The sequence below is a fragment of the Saccharothrix sp. DSM 118769 genome, assembly GCF_052936295.1.
The window spans coordinates 392,466-403,773 of sequence record NZ_CP193627.1 but is presented as its reverse complement, the minus strand read 5'-3'; the positions used below and the strand labels follow the sequence as shown (position 1 = coordinate 403,773).

Below are 11,308 nucleotides of genomic sequence, written 5' to 3'. Positions count from 1 at the left end.
CTCCGGCCGGGTTCCGGGCGAGTGCAGGAGGGCAAGTGCCGCGCGAGGCGATGGCCGTGGTCGACCGGGGCGCCGCCTGCCTGTTGGGCGGGGCGCTGGGCGACGCGCTGGGCGCGCCCGTCCAGTACCTGGGGTGGACGGACATCCAGCGCGACCACGGGCCGGAGGGCGTGCTCGCACCGCCGCGACCGGCCCTGGTCACCGACGACACCCAGCTGACGCTGTTCACGGCGGACGGCTACCTGCGGGCGTGGGTGCACGGGCAGGCCACCGGCGAGTGGGAACCGATCGAGACCGTGTGGCACAGCTACCGCCGGTGGCTGCTGACCCAGCAGTTCGCCGCGCCCGAGCCCGGCACGACCGGCCTGATCGGCGACGAGCGGCTGTACTCCAGCCGGTCGCCGGGCCTGACGTGCCTGCGCGCGCTGGCCGCCGACACGCCGCCCACCCCGGAGCAGCCGCACAACGAGTCGTCCGGCTGCAACGGCGTGACCCGCACCGCGCCCGCCGGGTTCGCGCCGAGCGCCGAGATCGCCTACGACCTGGGCTGCCGGTTCGCCGCGCTCACCCACGGCGGCACCGGCGGCTGGGTGTCCGGCGGGGCGTTCGCGCTGCTCATCCACCTGCTCGCGGTGCGCGGGCGGCCGTTCCGGGAGGCCGTGGACCAGGTCATCGGCCGGGTGCTGCGCGACGACCCGTACACCGCGAACACGCTCAACCGGGCCGTGGTGTTCGCCGAGGAGCACCGGGCGCTCGGCTTCGAGTCGGTGCGCGTCGACCGGCTGGGCAGCGGCTGGACCGGGCCCGAGGCGCTGGCCATCGCCGTGCACACGGTGCTCGTGTACCCGAAGCGGTCGCAGTTCGTGGACGCGCTGCGCGCGGCGGCCAACCACTCCGGCGGCAGCGACGCGACGGCCGCGCTGACCGGCAACGTCCTGGGCGCGCTGCACGGCACCGCCGCCCTGCCGCGCGACTGGCTGGCCGGGCTGGAACTGGTGGACCTGCTCACCCAGCTGGGCTCGGACCTGGGTCGCTCGGTGACGGGCCAGGACTTCGACCACAGCAGGTACCGGTAACGGGAAAAAGCCGGCCTCGGCACGCACGTTCCCGAATGCGTGCGACCGAGGCCGGCTCTCCACGCGGTCTGCACTGGGGCACGCCCCGAGCGCGAAACCCGGCTGACCTGCCGTGGAGCGGGAAAACCCGTGGCGGAACCGTAGCAGGGCGCATGCGGCCGGTGACAGGCGGCCCACGTGCCGGGATCGTCAGGTGGCCACCGGCAGGCCGGGCGTGCGGTGCACGCGGTGGGCGGCGTCGACCGCGTGGACCTCGCAGCCCGGTTGGGCGGCGGCCCACTCGACGCCCTCCGCGCCCATCGCGAAGGCCGCCGTGGCGGTGGCGTCGGCCGTGGTGAGGTCGGGGGCCACGACGGTCAGGCTGAGCAGGTCCACGACCGGGCGGCCGGTGCGGGCGTCGAGGACGTGGTCGCCCCGCTCGTAGCGGGCGGAGGTGGCGACGGCGCGGTCGGTGACGGTGAGGACGGCGCTGAGGGCGGTGGGGTCGAGGGGGTGGCGCAGGCCGACGCGCCACGGGCCGCCCGCGGTGGCGACGTCGCCGCCCGCGTTGACCACGAGGCGGGTCGCGCCCGCGCCGGTGAGCAGGTCGGCGGCCCGCTGCACGGCCCAGCCCTTGACCACGGCGCACGGGTCGAGGGGCCGGCCGGGGACGCGGGCGCTGAACGCGCCGCCGGTGGCCCGCTCGTAGTGCGCGCACAGGTCCAGCACGTGGGCCAGGTCGTCGCTGACCCCGGCCGGGTCGAGCTCGCCCCGGTCCAGCCGGCACACCTCGCTGTCCGGCCGGAACGGGCTGAACCTCGCGTCGACCTCGCGCAGCCAGGCGAACGCCCGCTCGACGGCGGCGGGGTCCCCGTCGCGCAGGTCGACCGAGACCGGCAGGCCCATGACGTGCTCCACGCGGCGCACGGCTCAGTCCTTCGCGTCGATGGCGGCCTGGAGGGACCGCGCGTACGCCTCGCTGGTCGTGGTCGCGCCGGACACGGTGTCCACGTCGGCGCTCTGCGCGGTCAGCGCCTCCCGCACCAGGATCGGCACGGCCTTCTTCGTCGGCGCGCTGTCGGGCTGCTGGAGCATCGTCACCGAGGTGATCCGGTCGCCCTCGAAGACCACCCTGACCTGCACGTCCCCGTGCCGGGTGCCGATCAGCGCACCGTCCACGGTCTGCACGGCGTTCGCGGGTGCGGGCTCCTGCGCGGTGGGGTCGGCCCCGGACGACGACGACGACGGCGGCGGCGCGCCGGTCGCCGCGGGCGCCGGGGCCCCGGTGGTCGCCTCGACCGCGGTCACGGTCTGCGGCTGCGGCTCGAACCGCCACAGCGGGACCAGGCCGGCCGCGGTCAGCAGCAGGACGGGCACGGCTCGTTTCACGTCGTTCTCCCTCAACTCGCCAGGCTGAAGCGCTCGGCGTGCACCTGGTTCTTCGGCACGCCCAGTTCGCGCATGGTCCGGAGCACGGCACTCGTCATCCCGGGCGGGCCGCACACGAACACGTCCCGGTCGCGCACGTCCGGCACGGCGCTGCCGATGGCACCCGGCCCGAGCGGCGGCCCGTACGGCGTGGGGGCGTTCGACGGCCCGGTCACGACGTGCAGCACCGCGCCGCGGGCGTGGGCGAGGCCGCGCAGCTCGTGCAGCAGCACGGCGTCCTGCGGCCTGGACACGCGGTAGACCACGACGACGTGCCCGTCCAGCTCCTCCAGCAGCGCCCGCACCGGCGTGACGCCGACGCCGCCCGCGACGAGCAGCGTGTTCCGCTTCGTGCGGTGCAGCGCGGTGAACGCGCCGTACGGCCCCTCCGCGAACACCCGCGTGCCCGGCCGCAGCGCCCGCAGCGACGCGCTGCCGTCCCCGAGGGCCTTGGCGGTCAGCCGCAGCGTCCGGCCATCGGGCATGGCCGACAGCGAGAACGGGTTCGCCTGCCACCAGCGGCCCTTGACCAGGAACCGCCAGAGGAAGAACTGGCCCGCCCGCGCGGGCAGCCCGTGCAGGTCGCGGCCGGTGACGTAGATCGAGACGACGTCGTCGGACTCGGGCACGACGGCCTCGACGCGCAGCCGGTGCCGCAGGTTGCGCCACAGCGGCAGCACGAGCCGGCCCAGGAACACCGAGCCCAGCGCGACGCCCCACACGCCCCACCAGTAGGCGGTGGCGAACGGCGACGCGGTGAACGTCGTGCCCACCGCGACCTGGTGCGAGAACGCCAGCACCACGGCCAGGTAGGTGTAGAGGTGGATGAAGTGCCACGTCTCGTAGGCCATCCGCCGCCGCGCGAACCGGGCCGACACCCCGCCCACCACCATGATCAGCACCAGCGCCACGACCGCCCGCAGGACGCCCTCGACGGTGGTCGTGACGAGCACCAGCTCGTCGAGCGGCGGCAGCTCCGAGACCTGCGCGTACCCGAGCAGGACGAACACGAAGTGGGCCACGAGCAGCCACAGCAGCGAGAACCCGGTCCACCGGTGCCACGACGTGAGCCGGTCCATGCCCAGGCGCCGGTCCAGCCACGGCAGCCGGGCCACGAGCAGCAGCTGGAACGCCATCAGCAGCGCCGCGCACAGCCCGGTCAGGCGGCCGACGGCGATCAGCGCGTTCACGCCGAGGCCCGCCTGGAGGAACAGCACCGCCACCGCGGCGGCGTTCGCGGCCAGCAGGCCGTACAGGCCGGCGCGGGCCACCACCGCCGGCCGCACGGCGGGTGGGCGCGCGACCGGGGCGGCCGGTGCCGGGAACTGGGTCGTCGTCACGTGCACGCTCCTCGCTGGCGGGGGTCCCCCGGTCGAGCCTGCTTCGGGAAGCTGAGCCCGGGCTGTCGCGGACCTGTCGAAACGCTGTTGATCCGCCCGGCGGCGGCGGATCGCCTCGCCCGCCCGCGTAGCGGTGCCGCACCATGGGCACGTGGACAAGGGCAACCCGGTTCGACTGCTCGTGGTGGACGACGAGCCCCACATCGCCGACCTGGTGGCGACGGTCGCCCGGTACGAGGGGTGGCAGGCGGCGACGGCGGGCAGCGGCGAGGCGGCGCTCACGACGGCCGCCGACTTCCACCCGGACATCGTGGTGCTCGACCTGATGCTGCCCGACCTGGACGGGTTCACCGTGCTCGACCGGCTGCGGTCGGCGGGCGCGATGGTGCCCGTGGTGTTCCTCACCGCCCGCGACGGCACGGCGGACCGCGTGGCGGGCCTCACCCGCGGCGGCGACGACTACCTGGTCAAGCCGTTCTCGGTGGAGGAGCTGATGGCCCGGCTGCGGGCCGTGCTGCGGCGGTCGACGGGGCCGACGTGGAAGCGGTCCGTGCTGAAGGTGTCGGACCTCGCCCTGGACGAGGACACCCGCGAGGTGCGGCGCGGCGGCCGGCTCGTCACGCTCACGCCCACCGAGTACGAGCTGCTGCGCTACCTGATGCGCCGCTCGCCGGCCGTGCTGACGAAGGCGCAGATCCTCGACCACGTGTGGGAGTACGACTTCGGCGGCCGGTCGAACGTCGTCGAGCTGGTCGTGTCGCACCTGCGGCGCAAGCTGGACGACGGCAGCGGCGAACCGCTCATCCACACCGTCCGCGGCGTCGGCTACGTGCTGCGGAGAGCCGCGGAGTGACCCTGCGCTCGCGGTGGAAGCGCACCCGCCTGGGCACCCGGCTCGCGCTGGGCCTGGGCGCGCTGGCGCTCGCCGTGTTCGCGGTCGTCGGCACGGTGATGGCCACCAGCATGCAGGAGTACCTGGCCCGCCGCATGGACGACCAGATGACCAGCACGCAGATATCGCTGAAGAAGGAGTACGACCGCAACAACGGCCTCAAGAGTTCCGGCTACGGCTGGTACTCGGTGCTGTTCGAGGTGCGCGACGGCCAGGCGCGGCCGGTGAACCCGGAGGGCCTGCCCGGCGACCTCGCCGAGTTCGCGGACGTGGCGCTGCGCGTGGTGGGCGGCGAGGAGCCCGCGTACGGGACCGAGTACCTGGACGGCCTGGGCGCGTACCGGCTGCGCGGCTGCCAGATCGCCGACGGCGTGGTCATGGTCAGCGCGGCCCCCATGAACGACATCACGACCACCGTGCGGCAGCTCGTGCTGGTGGAGGTGGCGGCGTTCCTGCTGGCGCTGATCGCGTTCGTGGTGATCGGGCGGGCCGTGCTGCGGCGCGGGTTGCAGCCGTTGAGCGACATGGCGCGCACCGCGCACGACATCACCTCGCACGACCTGACCGACTCGGCGCGGCTCGCGGTGCGCGCGGAGGGCGGTGACGGCGGCGCGGAGGTGGAGGAGCTGCGCTCGGCGTTCAACACGATGCTGGAGCACATCGACGCGTCGCTGGCCGCGCGCACGGTCGCCGAGCAGCGGCTGCGGCGGTTCATCGCGGACGCCTCGCACGAGCTGCGCACCCCGTTGACCTCGATCCGCGGGTACGCCGACCTGTTCCGGTACGCGGCGGCCAACGAGCCGGGCGAGCGGGAGTCGCACCTGGAGAAGCTGCGGTCGGAGGCGGCGCGGATGAGCGTGCTGCTGGACGACCTGCTGCTGCTCGCCCGGCTCGACTCGGCCGAGGTGGAGACCCCGCTGCGGGTGGCCGACGGCGACGTGGCGGCGCTGGCGCGCGAGGCGGCGGACGCGTTCCGCGCGGCCCGCCCCGCCCACCCGCTGAGCCTGTCCCTGCCGCCCGACCCGGTGCCGCTCGCGTTCGACCCGCTGCGCCTGCGGCAGGTGGTGGACAACCTGCTCACCAACGCCGCCGTGCACACGCCGCCGGGCACCGCCGTGCAGCTGTCGGTCTCCACGACGCCGCGCGCGGTCGTGCTCCGGGTGTCGGACTCGGGCCCCGGCATCCCGCGGGCCGACCAGTCGCGCATCTTCGACCGCTTCTACCGGGTCGACGACTCCCGCACCCGCGACCGCGGCGGCAGCGGCCTGGGCCTGGCCGTGGTCCACTCCCTGGTCGCCGCCCACGGCGGCGCCGTGACGCTGACCAGCACCCCCGGCTCGACCACCTTCACCGTCCACCTCCCCCGCTGACCCGCGAGAGTCCAACGCTCAGACCCCGAGAGTCCAACCTCCGGGCCCCGAGAGTCGTACGTCCAGGCCCTCTGAGTTCTACGTTCGCGCCTAACGGTGTGAGGCCTGAACGTAGAACTCAGGGGTCCTGGGCGTTGGACTCTCGGGGCCTGGGCGTTGGACTCTCGGGTGGGTGGTCAGCCGGCGTTCGAGGATTCGGCCCACAGGTCGATGCCCGCGTCGACGGCGTGCTCCTCGATGCGGGCCAGCTCGTCGTCGGTCAGCGGCGGGCCGTCGAGGGCGGCGACGTTGTCCTCCAGCTGGGCCACGCTGCTCGCGCCGACCAGGACGGACGTGACGCGCTCGTCGCGCAGCGCCCACGACAGGGCCAGCTGGGCGAGGGACTGCCCGCGCGCGACGGCCACCTCGTTCAACGCCCGCACGTGCGCCAGGTTCGCCTCGCTCAGCAGGTCGCCGGACAGCGACTTGCCCTGCGCCGCCCGCGACCCCTCCGGCACGCCGCCCAGGTACTTGTCGGTCAGCATCCCCTGGGCGAGCGGCGAGAACGCGATGCAGCCCACGCCCAGCTCGCCGAGCGCGTCGAGCAGCTCGCGCTCGACCCACCGGTTCAGCATCGAGTACGACGGCTGGTGGATCAGCAGCGGCACGCCCGCCGCGCGCAGCAGCTCGGCCGCCTCGCGCGTCCTGGTCGCCGAGTACGACGAGACGCCGACGTACAGCGCCTTGCCCTGCTGCACGGCGCTCGCCAGCGCGCCGACCGTCTCCTCCAGCGGCGTGTCCGGGTCGAAGCGGTGCGAGTAGAAGACGTCCACGTGGTCGAGGCCCATCCGGCCCAGCGACTGGTCCAGCGAGGACAGCAGGTACTTGCGCGAGCCCCAGTTCCCGTACGGGCCGGGCCACATGTCGTAGCCCGCCTTGGTGGAGATCACCAGCTCGTCGCGGTACGGCCGCAGGTCGTCGGCGAGTACCCGGCCGAAGTTGGTCTCGGCGCTGCCGTAGGGCGGCCCGTAGTTGTTCGCCAGGTCGAAGTGCGTGATGCCGAGGTCGAACGCCCGGCGCACGATGGCGCGCCCGCTCTCCAGGGGGCGGTCGTCGCCGAAGTTGTGCCACAGGCCGAGCGACACGGCGGGCAGCTTCAGCCCGCTGCGCCCGCAGCGGCGGTAGGTCATCCGGTCGTAGCGCTGTTCAGCGGGTTGGTGGGCCACCTCCCCACCTTGGCACGCGCGGCTTCCGTTCGCCGCACTCGCCCGGCCCGGAAGTTGCTCCGCTCGGCACGTACTCGGCGGACCTCCCGACCATCCGCTTGACGTGCCCGGACACCGGTGTCCGGGCGCCCGGGCCCCTGCGCCCGGCAGTGCGAGCGGAAAGAGATCAGATGCGTCCCTCCCGCAGACGCGGCGTCCTGTTAGCGGTCGCCGCGTTGACCGTCTCCGCCGTCCAGCTCACCTCCCCCGCGAACGCCGCCCCGGCCGCGCCCGCCCCCGCCCCGGCCGCGCCCGCCGCGTCCAGGTGCGGTCCCCTCGACGTCGCGTTCGTCCTCGACGACACCGGCAGCATGGGCGGCGCGATCGCCAACCTGAAGACCGGCATCAACTCGATCATCGGCGACGTGGTCACCGCGTCCGGCGGCGACTACCAGCTCGGCCTGGTGACGTTCAAGGACAACGTCACCGTCCACACGAACCTCGCGCCCGGCAACGCGGCGCCGGTGGTCAACTACGTCACCAACACGCTCGCCGCGGGTGCCGGCGGCAGCGAGCCCGAGGCGTCCGACGAGGCCCTGAACACGGTCGTGAACAACCGGGCGGCGGCCGGTCGCCCGCAGAACGCGGACTTCAACGGCACGTGGCGGTCGAACGCGACGAAGTTCGTCGTGCTGGTGACCGACGCCCGCCCCGGCGGGTTCGACAACGTGCACGCGCCCGTGGACGTCGCCAACGCCGCGCAGTGGGCCAACGACGCCCTCGGCAAGGGCATCAAGATCAGCCCGGTGTACGTGCCGACGTCGGCGACCTACACGCCGGTGATCACGCCGATCATGCAGAACTACGCCACCACCACCGGCGGCGTGTTCACGCAGACCACGTCGACCGGCGCGGGCACGGCGGACGCGATCCGCAAGCTGCTGTCCGACTGCCGGCGGACCGACGTGTTCATCCGGGACCAGGCGGCCGACACGGGCGTCGAGACCAACCCCAACGGGACGGTGTGGAACAGCCCGGACATCAAGGTCTGCCCGGGGCTCGCGGACTGCGGCGCGGGCACCCAGCCCGTCGTGGGGGCGACGAACTACGTCCACGTGCGGCTGAACAACCCGGGCCCGTACGGCGCGGGCACCGCGTCCGGCGTGCTCAAGGTCTACCGCACGCCCGCCGGCGGCGGCACGACGTGGAACAACGCGACGAACGGCGACTGGGTGTCCATCGGGCAGCAGGCGCTGACCGTGCCCGCCGGCGTGACGGTGGCGAAGATCCCGTGGTCGAACATCCCCGGTCCCGGCCACTTCTGCCTGCTCGCGCGCTGGGTGTCGGCGACGGACCCGATGACGTTCGCGGAGGGCCCGAACACCGCGCTGAACACCAAGAACAACAACAACATCGCGTGGAAGAACTTCCAGACGATCCGCGGTCGCGTCCTGGAGCCGGTGAAGTCCTGGTTCACCCTGGGCAACGCGACCGAGCGCGAGGCCAGGACCGACCTGGTGCTGACCGGTGAGAAGCCGGTGCAGGGCGCCGTGGTGGTGGACCTGGGCCGGGAGCTGTTCGAGCGCTGGCGCGCGGGCGGCGGCCAGGCGGAGGGCGTGAGGCAGGTCGGCGAGACCGCGCTCCAGTTCGACCCGAAGCGGTCGGGCCTGTTCGGCGTGCCGCTCAAGCCCGGTGAGCGGTTCACGGCGGAGCTGACCTTCACCCCGGAGGTGGCGGGCGAGTACCTGACCAACCTGGTCCAGTTCGTGGAGGGCGAGGACCACGGCGGCGTCGCCTACCAGGTCCTGACCGACCGCGAGTAGGCGCGGGGTGATCGCGGCCCGCGACCCCCGACGCGGGCCGCGATCACCACACCACACCTCGGAGGCGGTGCGGCGGGGTCCCGGGGAGACCTGTCACGACCGTCTCGGAGCCGGTGGCGGGACTTGAACCCGCAACCTTTCGCTTACAAGGCGAGTGCTCTGCCAATTGAGCTACACCGGCACGGCCCGGAGGCCGGGAACATCGTAAGCGCCCGCACGGGGTGCCACCTGCGGCGAACGGTCTGCTCACGGTGGGACCGGGTTGGTCCGTCCGGAGTGCGCGGGTACCGTCCGGGTGGTCTTGCCGGACGGCATAACGCCTGGCCAGCGGTATCAACAGTAATGAACGGACAGTGATCAACTCACCCGCTCTGGGTACCCCGACCGGGGGTGGCGCATGACACAGCCCCAAATTTGCCGCGGTCGGGCGTGGCGGGCACCTCGCCCCGCACCCCGCGTCGGTGGGGCGCGGACGGCCGTGGAGCGGGGCGGCGGACGTCTCCCGGGTGAACATCCGGGTCACCCGGAGCGCACCCGAACGGGTCGGCCGCGGCGCGCTCCCGCAGGTGAGGCCCTGAGCACCGGGTTTCCACGTGAGAAGGCTCACCTGATTGACTTTCGTCAAGTCAACACAGTGTGACGGGACCGACGACAGGGCATCCAACCTGCGCGTTCCCACTAACCTTCGACGTGGGCGAGACGAATCCCTGAGGAGGCGCTACCCGGTGAGCAGCAGCATCGGCGAGAACGGCGCGGAGTTCCTGGTCGTGGCCAACCGCCTCCCGGTAGACCTGGAGCGCCTGCCCGACGGCACCCAGCGCTGGAAGCACAGCCCCGGCGGCCTGGTGAGCGCCCTGGAGCCCTTCCTGCGCACGCGCAGCGGCGCGTGGATCGGCTGGCCGGGCATCGCGGACGCGGAGGTGGAGGCGTTCGAGGAGGACGGCCTCCAGCTGCACCCGGTGTCGCTCAGCGCCTCCGAGGTGGCCGACTACTACGAGGGCTTCTCCAACGGCACGCTGTGGCCGCTCTACCACGACGTGGTGGCGCCGCCCGCGTTCCACCGGCACTGGTGGAACGCCTACGTGCGGGTGAACCAGCGCTTCGCCGACGTGACCGCGAAGGTCGCCGCCCACGGCGCGACGGTGTGGGTGCAGGACTACCAGCTCCAACTGGTGCCCGCGATGCTCCGCGAGCTGCGCCCCGACCTGCGCATCGGCTTCTTCCTGCACATCCCGTTCCCGCCGGTCGAGCTGTTCATGCAGCTGCCGTGGCGCACCGAGATCATCCGCGGCCTGCTCGGCGCGGACCTGGTGGGCTTCCACCGGCCCGGCGGCGCGCAGAACTTCCTGTGGCTGGCCCGGCGCCTGGTGGGCCTGGAGCCCAGCCGCGGCGCGGTCGGCGTGCGCACCCGGCCGGGTGTCGTGCAGGTCGGCGACCGCACGGTCCGGGTCGGCGCGTTCCCGATTTCGATCGACTCCGCGGGACTCGACGCGCTCGCCCGCGACAAAGAGGTGCAAAAGCACGCGAGGCAAATTCGGGAAGACCTCGGGAACCCGAAGAAGATCCTGCTCGGCGTCGACCGCCTCGACTACACCAAGGGCATCGACGTGCGCCTGCGCGCCCTGCACGAACTGCTCGCCGACGGCCGGATCGACCCGACCGAGGTGACCATGGTCCAGCTCGCCACGCCGAGCCGCGAGCGCGTCGAGCACTACAAGCAGATGCGCGGCGAGATCGAGCAGGCGGTCGGCCGGATCAACGGCGAGTTCTCCACCGTCGGCCACCCCGTGGTCCACTACCTGCACCAATCGGTCAACAAGCGGGAGCTGACGGCGTTCATGTCGGCCGCCGACGTCATGGTGGTCACCCCGGTGCGCGACGGCATGAACCTCGTGTGCAAGGAGTACGTGGCGACGCGCTACGACCTCGGCGGCGCGCTCGTCCTCTCCGAGTTCGCGGGCGCGGCGGCCGAGTTGACGAGCGCGTTCCTGGTCAACCCGCACGATCTCGACGGGGTCAAGAACGCGCTCGAATCCGCCCTCACGCTCGATCCGGCGGAAGGCCGCCGTAGGATGCGCGCGCTGCGGCGCCAAGTTCTGACACACGACGTAGACCGATGGGCGCGATCGTTCCTCGACGCACTGGGCACGCAGACCGCGATCTGAATCAGTTCAGACCACACCACCGACCTGTCCCACCGAGCATTTGAGGAGGGG

9 protein-coding genes and 1 tRNA gene are annotated in these 11,308 nt (G+C 73.0%); 5 read left to right on the top strand and 5 right to left on the bottom strand.

All coding sequences use genetic code 11. The features are described 5' to 3' along the window. Window positions 1–35: 35 nt before the first annotated feature. Window positions 36–1,076 carry an ADP-ribosylglycohydrolase family protein gene (locus ACRAKJ_RS01980; RefSeq protein ID WP_438924490.1) on the top strand — a complete coding sequence of 347 codons (1,041 nt, stop codon included), beginning with the start codon at window positions 36–38 and terminating at the stop codon, window positions 1,074–1,076. 189 nt (window positions 1,077–1,265) lie between these two features. Here ACRAKJ_RS01980 and ACRAKJ_RS01975 read toward each other — a convergent pair whose 3' ends face one another. From ACRAKJ_RS01975 to ACRAKJ_RS01965, 3 genes are read right to left on the bottom strand one after another with little or no spacing between them, the layout of a single operon-like run. After that, window positions 1,266–1,982 carry an FAD:protein FMN transferase gene (locus ACRAKJ_RS01975; RefSeq protein WP_438924491.1) on the bottom strand — a complete coding sequence of 239 codons (717 nt, stop codon included), beginning with the start codon at window positions 1,980–1,982 and terminating at the stop codon, window positions 1,266–1,268. A 3-nt stretch (window positions 1,983–1,985) separates the two neighbouring features. After that, window positions 1,986–2,444, bottom strand: coding sequence for an FMN-binding protein (locus ACRAKJ_RS01970; RefSeq protein ID WP_438924492.1), 459 nt, complete (start codon window positions 2,442–2,444; stop codon window positions 1,986–1,988). Between the two features lie 11 nt (window positions 2,445–2,455). Further along, the gene (locus ACRAKJ_RS01965; RefSeq protein WP_438924493.1) at window positions 2,456–3,823 is read right to left on the bottom strand and encodes a ferric reductase-like transmembrane domain-containing protein; all 1,368 of its coding nucleotides are present in this window, start codon (window positions 3,821–3,823) and stop codon (window positions 2,456–2,458) included. 151 nt (window positions 3,824–3,974) lie between these two features. On the opposite strand from ACRAKJ_RS01965, the gene ACRAKJ_RS01960 reads away from it, so the two are divergent. Both ACRAKJ_RS01960 and ACRAKJ_RS01955 read left to right on the top strand, forming a co-directional pair. Next, on the top strand, window positions 3,975–4,676 hold the full coding sequence (locus ACRAKJ_RS01960; protein WP_438924494.1) for a winged helix-turn-helix domain-containing protein: 702 nt from the start codon (window positions 3,975–3,977) through the stop codon (window positions 4,674–4,676). Continuing rightward, window positions 4,673–6,085: an ATP-binding protein gene (locus ACRAKJ_RS01955; protein WP_438924495.1), complete on the top strand. Its 1,413-nt coding sequence runs from the start codon at window positions 4,673–4,675 to the stop codon at window positions 6,083–6,085. The genes ACRAKJ_RS01960 and ACRAKJ_RS01955 overlap by 4 nt, the downstream gene beginning before the upstream one ends. A gap of 176 nt (window positions 6,086–6,261) precedes the next feature. On the opposite strand, the gene mgrA is transcribed toward ACRAKJ_RS01955, so the two are convergent. After that, a complete protein-coding gene (gene mgrA, locus ACRAKJ_RS01950) occupies window positions 6,262–7,290 on the bottom strand; it encodes an L-glyceraldehyde 3-phosphate reductase (RefSeq protein ID WP_438924496.1) in 1,029 nt (342 codons plus the stop codon). Between the two features lie 215 nt (window positions 7,291–7,505). Here mgrA and ACRAKJ_RS01945 point away from each other — a divergent pair, with 215 nt between their 5' ends. Then, window positions 7,506–9,092, top strand: coding sequence for a vWA domain-containing protein (locus ACRAKJ_RS01945; RefSeq protein WP_447008858.1), 1,587 nt, complete (start codon window positions 7,506–7,508; stop codon window positions 9,090–9,092). A gap of 108 nt (window positions 9,093–9,200) precedes the next feature. Here ACRAKJ_RS01945 and ACRAKJ_RS01940 read toward each other — a convergent pair. Next, a tRNA-Thr gene (locus tag ACRAKJ_RS01940) sits at window positions 9,201–9,273 on the bottom strand. Window positions 9,274–9,817: 544 nt separating this feature from the next. Here ACRAKJ_RS01940 and ACRAKJ_RS01935 point away from each other — a divergent pair. After that, window positions 9,818–11,257 (top strand): trehalose-6-phosphate synthase, encoded by a 1,440-nt coding sequence (locus tag ACRAKJ_RS01935; protein ID WP_438926389.1) that lies wholly within the window; start codon window positions 9,818–9,820, stop codon window positions 11,255–11,257. Window positions 11,258–11,308 lie beyond the last annotated feature (51 nt).